Origin of the sequence: Glaciibacter sp. 2TAF33, from assembly GCF_052114945.1 — a bacterium.
Taxonomy (GTDB): domain Bacteria; phylum Actinomycetota; class Actinomycetes; order Actinomycetales; family Microbacteriaceae; genus Cryobacterium.
This window is the reverse complement of record NZ_JBFRFS010000007.1, coordinates 101,062-115,327: the sequence shown is the minus strand read 5'-3', so window position 1 is coordinate 115,327 and position 14,266 is coordinate 101,062. Positions and strand designations below refer to the sequence as shown.

The window sequence follows — 14,266 nt, the reverse complement described above, 5'->3', positions numbered from 1 at the left end:
TGCCCCGCGGGTTTTCCCACGCCCGGCAGCAGCACGCCGAGGCGCGGACCGCTGCGGCGGGCATCCGCCTGACGAACCGGCGGCGCGCCGGGCGGGCGACGCGCCGGGCGGGCGGCGCAGTACGCCGGCGGCGCACGACGAGGGCAGCGCAGTACGCCGGCGGCGCACCACGAGGGCAGCGCAGTACGCCGGTGGCGTCGCACCACCGGCGGCGGCGCGCCGGGCGGGCGGGCGCACCACCGGCGGCGCTCTACGCGGCGGCGTTCTCCTCGACGACCGAGCGGATGCCGGCCATCACGGCGGAGTCAGCGGTCAGCTTGGCGTCGACCAGGGTCACCAGTGCGTCGATGGCCTGCTCGTGCGGCTGAGCAAGGGCGGCAGCGATCCCGCCCGATTCGCCATCGACCAGTTCGTAGCCGGACAGCGCCAGCGCGACCCACGACCCGATCGCGCGGATGCCGGCAGCCCCGCTCCGGCCGGCAGCGCGCTCGGAGAGCACCGTCGGCGCAACCCGCACGCGGAGCTTGGTGACGCCTTCTGACGAGATCTGCGCGAGTTTGTGCTCGATGCGGGCGTTGTCGAAGCGCTCAACCAGCGCGGCGCGGTACGCGTCGAGGTCCAGGCCCTCGGCGGGCAGATGGCGCACCGCTTCGTTCCAGAACTCGTCGACCCAACCGCGACAGAGGGCGTCCCGCATGGCGGCGGCCACCGTCTGGTGGCCGCGCAGCAGGCCCGCATAGGCGAGCAGGCTGTGGGCGCCATTGAGCAGCCAGAGCTTCCGGCGTTCGAACGGTTCGATGTCCTCGACGAAGCGCGCGCCTGCCTTCTCCCAGTCGGGTCGGCCGGCCGGGAAGTCGCCGCTCAGCACCCAGTCGGTGAACGGCTCGGTGACGACGGCGGCGTTGTCCGTCCAGCCGGTGAGCTCGGTCGCGCTGGCGAGGTCCGCCGGCGTGGTGCGCGGGGTGATCCGGTCAACGGATGTCGACACGAACGACACGTTCTCCGCGATCCACTCGGCCGTGGCGGCGCTGGCGGCGCGAGCCATGGCCGCGATCCCGGCGGCGACGAACGCGCCGTTGTCCGGCATGTTGTCACAGGGCACAACGGCGATGGGGCCGGCACCGGCGCGGCGGCGGGCTTCCAGCCCCAGGAGCAGCCGGGCCAGCGAGGTCGTGGGGCCGTCGTACAGCGCATCTGGCAGTGCGTCCTCGGCGAAGGCGGCCTTCACCCAGGCCGCGTCGGCGGCCACGGCGGGGTCGCCGAGGTTCGGCTGCCCGTCAGCGGTGAGGCGGTAGCCGGCCTCGGTGATGGTGGTGGTGACAATGGCGGTCTCGGGCGCGGCGAGCAGTTCGACCAGCCGGTCCAGGTCGGCGCCGGAGACGGCTTCGACGATGCTGGTGATAACCGCGGCGGAGTCGCCCCGCTCGCTTCGTTCGATCAGCGTGTAGAGGCCGTCCTGCGGGATGAGTTCCTCAGCTGCCGTCGGATTGCGTCCGGTGAAGGATGCGATTCCCCATTCGGCCGTCTCGTCGACCTGCGCGGTGTACCAGGCCTGGTGCGCCCGGTGGAACGCGCCGAGGCCGAGGTGCACGATCCGTACGCCTGGGGTGGGCACCGGCACTCCGGTGCGGCGTGCGAGGGACTCGCGGGTGAGCAGGGGCGTCTGCACGGCGTCGGTGGTTGAACTCACAGTTTGAAGACCTTTCGTGGAAGGGTGTCGACCAGATCGACACTAATGCGCTCGGCCGAGGCGAGGTCGACACGACCTTCACGAACGAGGCGAGCGAGGAACGCAGAGTCGAGGCGGCGTGCCATGTCGTGGCGGGCCGGAATGGAGAGAAAGGCCCGGGTGTCGTCGATGAAGCCCGAGCTGCGGTAGAAGCCCGCGGTCTCGGTGACGGCTGCGCGGAACCGGAGCACGGCATCCGGCGCGTCGAGGAACCACCACGGCGCGCCGATGTAGACGCTCGGGTAGAAACCGGCCAGCGGCGCGATCTCGCGGGAGTACACGGTCTCGTCGACGGCGAACAGAACGAGGTGGAAGTCGGGGTCGTTGCCGTATTTCTGCAGCAGCGGGCGGATCGAATCCACGTACGTGGTGGTCGCCGGGATGTCGTGGCCGGTGTCGGGCCCGAACCGGGTGAAGGTGTCGGTGTTGTGGTTGCGGAACACGCCGGGGTGCACGGTCATGACCAGGCCGTCGTCGACACTCATGCGGGCCATTTCGAGGAGCATGTGCCCCGCGAAGGCACGCTGCTCGGCATCGGTGAGGGTTCCGGCCATGGCCCCCTCGAACAGGGTCGCGGCGTCGCTCCGGTTGAGGTCGACGGCGAGCGGCTGGAAGACTCCGTGGTCCGCGGAGACTCCCCCGTGGTCGACGAAGTGGCGGCGGCGGCCGGCGAGTGCCTCGATGTAGCCCTGGTAGCTCGACGCGGGCGTGCCGTTCCAGTGCGCGAGCTTCTCAACATTGTCGGCGAAGCCGGGCGTGGCGGGGTTGAGGTACGCGTCGGGGCGGAAGGTGGGCAGGACCCGTCCGGAGAACGACGGGTCGGCGGCCAGCGCCGCGTGAGCGGCGAGGTCGTCCATGGGGTCGTCGGTGGTGGCGAGCACCTCGATCTTGAACTGGTCGAACAGCGCACGGGGACGGTAGGCATCCGTCGCCAGCGTGGCCTCGATGCGGTCGAACAGAGCGTCGGCGTTGTCGGCGTCCGGCTGCTCGGTGATACCGAACTGCTCGCCGAACGCGTGCTGCAGCCAGTAACCGGACGCCGTACCGGCGTAGAGGTGCCAGTGCGCACTAAAGGTGCGCCACACCTCGCGCGGGCCGGCAGTGGCGGCGACGCCCGTGCGGTCGGGGATGCCGAGCTCGCTCAGCTGCACACCTGCGGCGTGCATCAGCCGGGTGACGTAGTGGTCGTAGCGGATGAACAGCTCGGCCGGGTTGCCGAACGGCGTGTCCTCGAGGAGCAAGCGCGGGTCGACGTGCCCGTGCGGCGACAGGATGGGAAGCTGCGCGACACCGTTGTAGAGGCCCCTGGCCACCTCACGGGTGGCGGGGTCGACGGGGAAAAGACGGGCGGGGTCGAGCTGCAGCTTCATTGGCACTCCTTCATGGCACTTCGCTGGTGAACAGTGACTCTACGCGTCCGACAACCGGTTGCCAAACTGGGCGCGATGCGCGAGAGCGTGAACGGGAGACGGGTTCAGGCCCGACTGATCCGACCGGTCGACCCGCGGACGACGAGCTCCGTGGGCAGCGCCGGCAACGCGGCGGGAGCCGGCTTCTCGCCGTTGACGTCGGTCATCAGCTCCAGCGTCCGCCGGATCGCGCGTTCCCCGATCTGGCCGAGCGGCGTGCGGATGGTGCTGAGTTGCGGCGAGGTGAAGTCCGAACCGAAGATGTCGTCGAACCCGATGATGCTCAGGTCGCCGGGGATACTGAGCCCGCGTTCCTGCGCCGCGCGCATCAGCCCGATGGCCATCAGGTCGTTGTACGCCATCACCGCGGTGACACCGGATGCCACGACCCGCGACAGTGCCGCCCGCCCACCGTCCAGGGTCGGCACGCCAGGGCCGATCTCGACGATGTTCAAGCCTCTGGCGGGCGCCTCGGCCAGGAGCACGTCCCAGCGGGCGCGGTTCATCCAGGAGTTCGCTGGCCCGGAGAGGAATGCGATCGAGGTGTGTCCCAGGTCCGCCAGGTGCGAGAGCGCCTGTCCGATCCCTGGCTCGAGTTGCGGCACGATGCCGTGCACGCCGTCCACCTTGCGGTTGATCACCACCAGGGGCTTCCGGCTGGCAAGCTCCCGGATCTGGTCGTCGCCGAGACGGGTTGTCACCAGGATCAACCCGTCGACGGAGGGCGCAACCCGCTCGGCCGCTTCGGCCTCGCGTTCCCCTGACTCCTGCGATTCCGCCAGGATCAGCGTGTAGCCGCGCAGCCGGGCGGCGCGTTCCGCACCGCGCACCACGTCGAAGAACATCGGGTTGGTGATGTCAGCGAGGAGCAGTCCGAGGGTGTGGGTGCGCCCGGTCGGAAGCGCCCTGGCCATCGGGTTCAGCCGGTAGTTGAGCTCCTTCGCGGCGGCCTGGATGCGTTCCTCGGTCTTGATGTTGATGCGTCCAGGCTTGCTCAGGGCGCGGGAGACCGTGGACGGGTTGACGCCGGCGAGCTTTGCGATGTCGTAGATCGTCGCGGGCGCGTTGGGGCGGCGGCCGGCGCGAACCGGAGCCGGAGCCTCGTCACTCGTCACGCTGTCGCCTCTCGATTCCCCTGCAGTGGTATCCATCGGATTTTCCCCCGCCTGTATCGTGCCACATCCTCGGGCTTCGCCTAGGCGGCGACGCCCTCGGCGGCTGCGACCCGCTGCTCCTCGATCAGCCGGCGCCGGTTGGTGCGGCGTTGCTGCTGCCGGTCGGGGTCGGGGACCGGCGAGGCCAGGAGCAGCCGTTGGGTGTACGGATGCTGCGGGGTGACGGTGACCTGTTCGGCCGGCCCCTGCTCGACGATCTGCCCGTGGTACATGACGGCGACGCGGTGGCTGATGTGGCGTACCACGTCGAGGTCGTGGGAGACGAACAGGTAGGAGACGCCCGTGTCGCGTTGGATCTGCAGGAACAGGTCGAGCACGCGGGCCTGGGTGGTGAGGTCCAGTGCGCTGACGGGTTCGTCACAGACGATGAGCTTGGGCGAGAGCGCGAGCGCCCGGGCGATGGCCACGCGTTGCCTTTGCCCGCCGCTGAACTCCCGGGGCAGCCGGCCGATGGTGTCCTGCGGCAGGCCGACCTCGTCGAGGACCTCACGAACCCGCTTGCGGGCATCCGCTTTGGTACGCCCCTGGACCGTGAGCGGCTCGGAGAGGATGTCGCCGACGGTCATGGACGGGTTCAGCGAGGTGTACGGGTCCTGGAACACGACCTGCAGGTCGCGGCTGAGCGCGCGGCGCTTGCCACGGCCGGCGTGGCCGATGTCATCGCCGTTGAACAGGATGGTGCCCTCGGTCACCGGAGCGAGGCCGAGGAGGGCCCGACCGAGGGTGGTCTTGCCGGAGCCGGACTCGCCGACCAGGCCGAGGGTCTCCCCCGCGCCGATGTGGATCGACACGTTGTCCAGGGCGCGGAACGGCTTGGCCCGGAATCCCTTGCCGGGGTATTCGACGACGAGGTTGTCAACCCGGAGGAGGTCGCCGGTGGGGGTCGCGGGGCTGGTGGTTGCGTTCATCACAGGCCAACTTTCGTGGTCGTTCCAGAGGCTGTCGGGTCGGAACCGGGGCGGGCCGCGGTGAGCATACTCATCGGGGTCTTGCCTTCGAGCATCGCGCTGAGCAAGGTCTGGGTGTACTTCTCGCGCGGGTTGCGGAGGATCTCGCGCACGTCTCCGGATTCGACGACCCGGCCGTTCTGCATCACCACGACCCGGTCGCAGAGGTCCGCGACGACGCCGAAGTTGTGCGTGACGAGGACAACGCCCATGTTGAAGCGGGCCTGCAGGTCGCGGAGGAGGTCGAGCACCTCGGCCTGCACGGTCACATCGAGGGCGGTGGTGGGTTCGTCGGCGATCAACAGGTCGGGGTTGCAGCTGACAGCGCCGGCGATCAGCACCCGCTGCGCCATGCCGCCGGAGACCTCGTGCGGATAGGCGTCGAAGGTGCGCTGCGGGTTGGTGATGCCCACGATGGTGAGCAGTTCCAGGGCGCGCTTGGTCGCGTCGTCTTTGGAGAGGCCGAGCACCCGGGTGAGCGGACGCACCAGCTGGTAGCCGATGGTGAAGTTCGGGTCGAGGTTCGACATCGGTTCCTGCGGGATGTACGCGATGCGCTTGCCCCGCAGTTCGGACAGACGCCCCTGCGAGAGCCGGTGCCCCTCCGCCGAGACCAGCGGGATCGCATCGAAGGTGATGCTGCCGCCGGTGATCTCCGCCTCTGCGGGCAGAAGCCCGAGAATGGAGAACGCGGTCTGGGACTTACCGGACCCTGACTCGCCGACGATCCCGAGCACCTCCCCGCGGTCCAGGTGGAACGACACGTCGGAGACGACGATCTTGGTCTTGCCGCCCTCCTGCGGGTATCCCACCCCGAGGCCGGAGACGCTGAGCAGGTGGTCGGATGCCGCCAGCTCGACCGCGGAGATCGACTCGGTTTTCGGCGGTGTCAACTTGGCCGGCTTGGCCCGCCTCACCTTCGGGGAGTCCTCCAGCGCGTCACGCAGCGCGTTGCCGAGGACCACGAAGGAACCCACGGTCAGGGAGATCGCCAGGCCCGGCCAGAACGCCAGGATCGGCGAGCTGTAGATGTTGATGAAGCCCTCGTTCAGCATCACACCCCAGGTCGGGGTGAGCGGGTCACCGAGGCCGAGGAACTCCAGCGCGGCCTGGATCGCGATGGCGATGCCGCAGACGATGGAGGTCTGGATGATCAGCGGCGCCCGCACCACGAACAGGATGTGGCGGCCGATGATGCTTCCCGTGCTGAGCCCGGCAACACGCGCCGCGTCGACGTAGAGTTCGTTGCGCACGGCCTGCACCGAGGTGCGAGTGAGCCGGAAGATCCCCGGCGACATCAGGATGCCGAATACGGTCATCGAGATCCAGACCGAGCGGCCCAGTGCCGCGCTGGCGGCCAGCAGGATGATGATCGCCGGCAGCGACATCAGCACGTTGGTGCACCAACTCGCGACCGAATCGAACCAACCGCCGAAGTACCCGGCCATCAAGCCGGTCGGGAGGCCGATCACCAGGGCGACGATCGCCGCCAGGGCGGCCGCCAGCAGGGTGCTCTGCGCACCGACCAACAGTCGGCTGAACACGTCGCGGCCCGCGCTGTCAGTGCCAAGGAAATGACCGGCAGCGCCCGGACCGGTCAGGGCGTTCACCAGGTCGGCCTTGTTCGGATCGAACGGGGCGATCAAGGGTCCGAAAATCCCGGCCAGGACAACGATGGCCAGAATCACGAGCGCCACCACGCCGAGCGGGTTCTTCAGCAACCGCTTGAACACCCCGGAGCGAGCGGCCTGGTCCGGCGTCTCGATCGGAGCGAGGGTTTCTTCAGCAAGTGTTTCGGTCATGACACACGCGCCTTCGGGTTGAGCCAGCCGACAGCGAGGTCGACGAGCAAGTTGACTACAACAACGATGATGACGATGTAGACCACAACGCCCATCAGAACGGGCATATCGCCCTGGGTGGTGGACTGCAACGCCAGGAATCCCAGCCCGGGGAGGGCGAAGATCTGCTCGATCACGACGACGCCGCCGAGCATTCCGATGAATTGCAGCGACAGCACGGTCAACCCGGCCGGGGCGGCCCCCCGCAGCACGTGGCGGAACAGGATCTCCCGCGGAGCGAGCCCGCGGCTGCGGAGCGTGCGCACGTAGTCGCGGCTGAGCACGTTGATCACGGCGCTCCGCACCTGTTGCGCGGTTGAGGCGACCGTGCCGATGGCCAGGGCGATGATCGGCAGGGTGATCGAAGCCGCCCAACCGGCGACGCTGTCCCCGATCGGCACGTAACCGGTCGCCGGGAACCACCGCAGCCCGATCGCGAAGGCCGTGACCAGGATGATCGCGACCACGAACTGGGGAATAGCGGATGCCCCGATCGAGACGATCTGCAACACCCGGTCGACCCAGCCGCGTCGGACCGCGGCGGCAACCCCGAACAGGGTGGCCAGCACGGCGGCGATCACGATCGTGACGAGCACGATCGACAAGGTTGTAGGGAGGCGGCCGAGGATACTGTCGACCACCGGCTGGCTGGTGAACCAGGAGACACCGAAGTCCCCGTGGAGCACACCGCCCAGCCAGCCGAAGTAACGCGAGAGCAGGGGCTGGTCGAGACCGAGCTCAACCTCTTTGAGGTGGACCTGGTCCTGCGTCGCCGTCTCGCCCAGGATGTTGCGGGCGACGCTCGTCGCCGAGAAGTACAACATGAAGAACGTCAGCGACGAAACCACGAACAGCACCACCACACCTGAAATCAGGCGTCGGAAGATGAAGGAAACCATTTCTGCTCCATTGTCAGCTGGTTATGCGTGTCAGCTAGTTGCTGGGGGTGGGCCCCCGCCGCACGGCGACGGGGGCCCTGGGTCTATTACTTCGCCGGAGCGTAGGAGTAGATCGATGGCACGGCCTGCTGCAGTTGCGGCTTGGTCGTGGTCTTCTTGTCGGTGAAGAAGATCTGGGAGGGACGGTAGAACGGAGCGAACCAGGCCTCGTCGACGATGTACTTGTTCAAGGCCTTGGCTGCGGTCTTCTGCTCGTCAGCCGTCCCGGTCTGGATCGTGTTGACGAACTGCTCCACCTTGGTATCCGTCGTGTGGAACGGGTTGTAGGTGGCGTTAGGCGTGATGATCTGGTTGGCGGCGACCCAGGGCGAACCCTGGAAGAGCGAGAACCAGCTCATCGCGTACTTGCCCTGAACCAAGCTGGAGATGAAGTCGGCGGGAGCCACGTTCTCCCAGTTCACGGTGATGCCGATATCGGCAAGGTTCTGGCCGACCCCCGCAACCAGTGCTGGGTCGAGGAACCCGGGGACGGTCGGCATGGTGACGGTGAAGTCACTGACGCCGGAATCCTTCATCAGCTTCTTGGCCTTGGCAACGTCGTACGGGTAGGCCTTCTCCAGCGCCTTGTCGAAGGCGTCGGTGCCCTCGCCGAACGGCTGGCTGGTGACAGTGCCGAGGCCCTTGCCGACCTGGGCGAGCAAGGTGTCCTTGTCGATCGCGTAGTTGATCGCCTGGCGGACCTTGACGTTGGCGAGCTCGGGAACCATCTTGCCGTCACGGTCGAAGATGAGCAGCCCCTGCCAGTCCGTCGGGTACTGGTACTCGGTGAGGCCGGCGCCCTTGGCCTGAGCCTCGGTCTTCGCGGTCAGGAGCGCCGCGTTCAGCTGGCCGGAGACGACCGCGTTCACCATGGCGGTGTTATCGGTGATGGGCTTGACGACGATCGTGTCGTAGACCTGCAGCGACTTGTCCCAGTACTTCGGGTTCTTCACGAAGGTGTACTGCGATGCCGCGACAGTCGCTGACTTGTCGAGAGTGTACGGTCCGCTGCCGACCGGGTCGGTGGCCAGCTTGCCGCCCTCAACCGCCTTGGGGCTGGCGATGAAGCCGTCGGCGTTGCCGAGGTAGTCGAGCAGTGCCGGGTCGGCAGCCTTCAGCGTGATCACGACGGTGGTGGCGTCATTCGCCGCGACGTCGGAAACCTGGGCGAGTGTCGACGCGTCCGGGCCGTTGCCGCTGCGGAAGCGGTCGAGGTTCGTCTTGACGGCCTCGGCGTCGAGCTTCGTGCCGTCCGTGAAGGTCACGTCATCGCGCAGGGTGAGCGTGAGAACGGTGTTGTCCTTGTTGTACGCCCACTTGGTGGCGAGCATCGGAACCAGCGTGCCGTCGGCTTCACGGCGGAGCAAGGAGTCGTAGACAGGCTGGTAGTACTGCACATAGTGGCCGATGTGCGCCTGCGCCGGGTCGAATGACTTGACGTCGACGAGGGCGCCGATCGTGAGCGTGCCGCCCTTGGGAGCCGCACCGTCGGTGGAGCCAGAGCCAGAGCCCGATCCACCGGCTGAGCAGGCGGTCAGCGCGAGGGCTGCCGCCGTGACGAGGGCGACGGCTGTCACCCGGGAACGAAACTTCATTGTTTTCTCCTTGTGCTGTTCTGTTGGTACTGCTCGCGGTGCAATCGGTTGCCAACCAAAAGGCGAAGGCGTTTCTCCGAGTGTTGTGGCAACGATATATCAGGTCGACGACATTTGGCAACCGATTGTCAAAACATTTCCTGAAGCGTGATCCTGCCGCCGACCGGGGGCAGGAGAATGGCTCCTGCGACCATCGAATCGGTACGCAGGAGCCTCTCCCGGTGGTTCGCCCGGTCGCTAATTCCGCTCGGGGAATTTGCCTTCTGAGCGGATGCGGTTGTTCAGCTCGGCGAGGAACTCATCTTCGTCGAAGTCCAGCGAGACTTCCTTGCCGGTCCAGCTCGAGAGGTGGATGGCGTTCGCCAGGCGCACGCCCTTGATCCCGTCTGATCCGGGGGCGAGCAGTGGCGTGCCGTCGAGGATGTTCGCAGCGAAGTTCTCCAGCACGCCGGAGTGCTGCGCGCCCCAGGCGGAATCGAACTCGATCGTCTCGGTTGTGTACAGGTCGTCTGCGTTGAGCTGGCCCATGAACAGCTTCATCACGTCGGCCATGTCCATGCTTTCGCTGAGCTCACGCTCCGGCTTCTTCAGGCGGGTGACGGTTGCCGTCTTGCTGCCCTCGACCACGATCTTGCCCTGGTCGCCGAGGATCTCGAACCGGTCGGTTCCGACCAGGTCGTGCGTGGCCGTGACGAAGACGCCCGTGACGCCGTTGCCGTAGTCGACGAGCGCCGTGACCTCATCCTCCACCGCGATGTTGCGCCGGAACCCATAGGCGACCTTGGCGAACACCTTCTCGGGCACGCCGCAGATCCACTGCCAGAGGTCGAGCTGGTGGGGGGCCTGGTTGACCAGCACCCCGCCGCCCTCGCCGCCCCAGGTGGCGCGCCACTCGCTCTGGTCGTAGTAGCCCTGGGGGCGCCACCAGTTGGTGATGATCCAGTTGGAGCGCAGGATGTTGCCGATCTCGCCGTTGTCGACGATCTCCTTCAGACGGATGTAGAGCGGGTTGTTGCGCTGGTTGAACATGATGCCGAAGCTCAGTTCCGGGTGCGCCTCGGCGAAGGTGTTGAGCTCCTTCACCTGCTTGGTGTACACGCCGGCCGGCTTCTCGACCAGCGCGTGGATGCCACGGGAGAGGGCGTCGATGCCCATCTGCGGGTGAAGGAAGTGCGGCACCGCGGTGATGATGGCGTCGACCTCGCCGCTGTCCAGCAGCTCGATGTAGTTGTCGTAGAACTTGGCACCGGGGTAAGCGGATGCGACGACGTCGGCTTTCGCCGGGTCGGTGTCGGCGATGGCTGCGACCACCATGTTGGGCACGAGGCCGTCGGTGATGAACTTGGCATACATTCCGCCCTGCGTGCCGAGCCCAATGATTCCGAGACGAACTTTATCGGTCATGAAACTGCATTCCGTTCTGTTGTGGCGATGGTGTGTCTTACCCGCTCCGGGTACGACTGGTCGTAGACGTCCTGGATGATCTCCAGGGTCTTCTGCGCTTCGAGGGGATCGATCCAGAACGGGTCGTCGTCGTCGATCCGGTTGTAGAAGTCCTGGATCAGGAGTTCGTGGGAGATGCCCCAGTAGGCTCGGCCCCCGGCGGCGATCTCCCGCTCCTTCACCACGTCGACCCGGCCGTCGGCGTGGGTCACCGTGAGGTCCCCACTGAGGCTGATCGTCCCGCGCTCGGCCACGATGTCAACCGTGATCGGGGCGTTGACCGCATTGGCGAGGGTGGCATAGAAGACGCTGCGTGCACCGCCCTCGTGGGTCAGCGTCATTTCCGCGGTGTCCTCTACTTCGATCACGTCGTCGAGGGCCCGGGTGCTCGCGTTGCCCCGCACCTGGGTCACGGGTCCGACCAGCCACTGCAGCAGGTCAAGGGTGTGAATGGCCTGGTTCATCAACAGCCCGCCGCCGCCGGTGGCCCACTGGCCACGCCAGGGCCGGCTCTCGTAGTAGGCGGCGGTGCGGTGCCACATGACGGTGGCGGATGCGCCGAGCACCGCCCCCAGTTCTCCTGACTGCAAGAGGTCGTGGGCGGCCTGCACCGGAAGGTTGTAGCGGTTCTGGAAGCAGACGGCGATCTTGGCGTTGCCGCGCTCGGCCGCTTCCACGACCCGGGCACCCTCTTCACGGGTGTGGGCCAGCGGCTTCTCGACGATGACGTTGATGCCGCGCTCGAGCGCGTCGATGGCAATCGAGGCGTGCAGGTGGTGCGGTGTGCAAATGTGCACGACGTCAGGCTGCACGGCTTCGAACAACTCGAGGTGGCTGGCGAATCCGGGCACGTCGTGGGCGACGGATGCCGCGGCCAGGCGTTCCACGTCGGGGTCGGCGACGCCGACCAGTTCGGCATCGGGCAGGCCGGCGATGGCGGCGAAATGGACGATGGAGATGTCCCCGCAGCCGATGACGGCGACGCGGCGGGCGGAAGGAGTCATACGGCGACCTCACTGTCGGTGGTGCGGGATGCGGTGGTTCGTTGGGCGGAGGGTGTGGTCCCTTCGACAGGCTCGACCACCGGGGTCTCGACAGGCTCGACCACCGCTGGCTCGACCACCGTTGGGTCGACAGGCGCGGGGGCGACCTTCGCGTCGGTCACGGCCACGACGTCGTCGTAGACGCCGGCGACGACGTCAGCGAAGCCGATCTGCACGCCCAGGGTCTGCGAGACGTACACCGCGCGCACCAGGGCGAGCACCGTGAGCGCGTCAGAGACCGTCACGCCCGGCTCCCGGCCGGTGTGGATGGCTTCGAGGATGTCTTCGTACTGGCGGAGGTGGCCGGAGAACAGGTCGAGGTCGACGTAACCGCCGGGAACGTCGTTGGCGGAGACCTCGTTGAGCGCCTGGTTGGCGCCCTGGTACACACTGGACCCGGCAGGGTGAGCGTCGGCCGCGAAGAAGTACTCCAGCTGGTCCCTGGCGCTGATGGCCGAGCCCTCGGTGCCGTGCACCTGCACCCGGGCGCCGACGTGCGGGCGGGCGCTGGTCGTGGCGAGGAGGGTGGCGATCGCACCGCTTTCGAACGTGATCACGGCGCCGCCAACGTCTTCCGCCTCGATGCCGGTGTGCGTGAGGCGCGCGGTGCGGCCGAACACCTCGACCGGCATGCCGAGGAAGTGCACGAGCAAGTCGACCGTCTGCACGCCTTGGTTCAGCAGCGCACCGCCGTCAAACCGCCAGGTACCGCGCCAGTCACCCGAGTCGTAGTAGTCCTGGTCCCGCCACCAGGCGACGCTTGCCGTTGCGGATGTGATCTGTCCGAACCGTCCGGCCGAGATGGCGCGTGAGATGGCGGCATTGGCGGGGTCGAAGCGGTGCTGGCTGATCACCGACACCACGATGCCCCGGGTGTGGGCCTCGTCAGCGAGCGCGGCCAACCGACGCGCGCGAGCCAGGTCCACATCGATCGGCTTCTCAATGACGACGTGCTTCCCGGCGGCGAGCGCCTGCTCCGCGAGATCGGCGTGGGTGCCGCTCGGCGTGCAGATGGCCACCATGTCGACGTCGGATCCGGCCAGGGCGCCGGCCAGGGTGCTGAAGGTCTCCGGCCGCTCGCCTTTCAGCGTCTCCTCGACGTAGTCGGCCAGACGAGTTTTCGTGCTGTCTCGTGAGGCACTGCGCCTGGTCTCAACGTTGCCGACCAGCTGCAGTCCGGGATGCGCGACAGCGACCCGGGCGTGCGCCGTCGCGGCGACCCCGGACCCGACAATCACGACCTTCATTGGCCGTGACGCTGCCACTGCCGAGGTCATCTCGTGGCTACGCCGATGCGGTCAAGCAGGCCGGCGAACGCACGGGCGGCCTCACCGAACGCGGTCGGACCGGAGAAACCGCCGAGCGCGTGCTGGTCGGCCAGGTGCGGCTCCAGCGAGGCGAAACCGGAGTAGCCGTCGTCGCGCAACGCGGTGAGGGTTTCGATGAGTTCGCCATCGCCCAGGCCGGCCGGAACGACTTCGCCGGTGGCGGCGACGGCATCCTTGACCTGGAGGTAGTCGAGGTAGGGGCGGAGCTTCGCGTAGCCGTCGCTGAACGGACGTGCGCCGACCTGCACGAAGTTCGCGTTGTCCCAGGCCAGCCGCAGCGCCGGCGAGCCAACCGTCTCCACCAGGTCGAGAACCCGCTCCGGGGTGTCGCCGTAAATGTCTTTCTCGTTCTCGTGAAGCAGGACCACGTCTTCTTTTTCAGCCAGGTCGGCGAGCAGGCGCATCCGCTTCATCACATCGTCACGGGTGCTCTCCACCGAGACCCCCTCGCCACGGAAGAAGGAAAAGACCCGGATGTTCGGGGACTCGAGTGCGTGAGCGACGCGAATGATGCGACGCAGGCGGTCGACTTCGAGCTCCGGGTCGAGCGAGACGTCGACCTTGCCGATCGGCGAGGCAACGGCTGAGACGCCCATCTCCTGGCCGGCAAGGTGGCGGCGGAGCTTCTCGAGCTGGTCGTCATCGAGGTCGACGACGTTCACGCCCCAGGCGCTGCGCACCTCGATGAAGCGGGCGCCGAGCGCCTTGAGCACCGCGACCTGCACGGCCGGGTCCGGGTCGATTTCGTCTCCGAAACCGGACAGGGTCCAGGTAACCGGTTGGGTGATTTCCGACATATGTGGGCCTTTCGCTGCGCT

11 protein-coding genes are annotated in these 14,266 nt (G+C 67.4%); all 11 read right to left on the bottom strand.

The genetic code is table 11. The annotated features are described in order from the left end of the window. Positions 1 to 250: 250 nt before the first annotated feature. Positions 251 to 1,690, bottom strand: coding sequence for a mannitol dehydrogenase family protein (locus AB4Y94_RS08740; RefSeq protein WP_441727344.1), 1,440 nt, complete (start codon positions 1,688 to 1,690; stop codon positions 251 to 253). After that, a complete protein-coding gene (uxaC, locus tag AB4Y94_RS08735; RefSeq protein WP_441727343.1) occupies positions 1,687 to 3,099 on the bottom strand; it encodes a glucuronate isomerase in 1,413 nt (470 codons plus the stop codon). The genes AB4Y94_RS08740 and uxaC overlap by 4 nt, the downstream gene beginning before the upstream one ends. Positions 3,100 to 3,203: 104 nt before the next feature. Further along, on the bottom strand, positions 3,204 to 4,253 hold the full coding sequence (locus tag AB4Y94_RS08730) for a LacI family DNA-binding transcriptional regulator (RefSeq protein ID WP_441727342.1): 1,050 nt from the start codon (positions 4,251 to 4,253) through the stop codon (positions 3,204 to 3,206). An 80-nt stretch (positions 4,254 to 4,333) separates the two neighbouring features. Next, positions 4,334 to 5,221: an ATP-binding cassette domain-containing protein gene (locus AB4Y94_RS08725; RefSeq protein ID WP_441727448.1), complete on the bottom strand. Its 888-nt coding sequence runs from the start codon at positions 5,219 to 5,221 to the stop codon at positions 4,334 to 4,336. After that, complete coding sequence (locus AB4Y94_RS08720) at positions 5,221 to 7,062, bottom strand: dipeptide/oligopeptide/nickel ABC transporter permease/ATP-binding protein (RefSeq protein WP_441727341.1); 1,842 nt, start codon at positions 7,060 to 7,062, stop codon at positions 5,221 to 5,223. The genes AB4Y94_RS08725 and AB4Y94_RS08720 overlap by 1 nt, the downstream gene beginning before the upstream one ends. Then, on the bottom strand, positions 7,059 to 8,000 hold the full coding sequence (locus AB4Y94_RS08715; RefSeq protein ID WP_441727340.1) for an ABC transporter permease: 942 nt from the start codon (positions 7,998 to 8,000) through the stop codon (positions 7,059 to 7,061). The genes AB4Y94_RS08720 and AB4Y94_RS08715 overlap by 4 nt, the downstream gene beginning before the upstream one ends. Positions 8,001 to 8,086: 86 nt before the next feature. Next, a complete protein-coding gene (locus AB4Y94_RS08710; RefSeq protein WP_441727339.1) occupies positions 8,087 to 9,634 on the bottom strand; it encodes an ABC transporter substrate-binding protein in 1,548 nt (515 codons plus the stop codon). A 237-nt stretch (positions 9,635 to 9,871) separates the two neighbouring features. Next, on the bottom strand, positions 9,872 to 11,038 hold the full coding sequence (locus AB4Y94_RS08705; protein ID WP_441727338.1) for a Gfo/Idh/MocA family protein: 1,167 nt from the start codon (positions 11,036 to 11,038) through the stop codon (positions 9,872 to 9,874). Then, a complete protein-coding gene (locus AB4Y94_RS08700; protein WP_441727337.1) occupies positions 11,035 to 12,081 on the bottom strand; it encodes a Gfo/Idh/MocA family protein in 1,047 nt (348 codons plus the stop codon). The genes AB4Y94_RS08705 and AB4Y94_RS08700 overlap by 4 nt, the downstream gene beginning before the upstream one ends. Further along, on the bottom strand, positions 12,078 to 13,367 hold the full coding sequence (locus AB4Y94_RS08695) for a Gfo/Idh/MocA family protein (protein WP_441727336.1): 1,290 nt from the start codon (positions 13,365 to 13,367) through the stop codon (positions 12,078 to 12,080). Before AB4Y94_RS08695 ends, AB4Y94_RS08700 begins: the two co-directional genes overlap by 4 nt. 26 nt (positions 13,368 to 13,393) lie before the next feature. Then, a complete protein-coding gene (locus tag AB4Y94_RS08690) occupies positions 13,394 to 14,245 on the bottom strand; it encodes a sugar phosphate isomerase/epimerase family protein (RefSeq protein ID WP_441727335.1) in 852 nt (283 codons plus the stop codon). Positions 14,246 to 14,266: the final 21 nt, after the last annotated feature.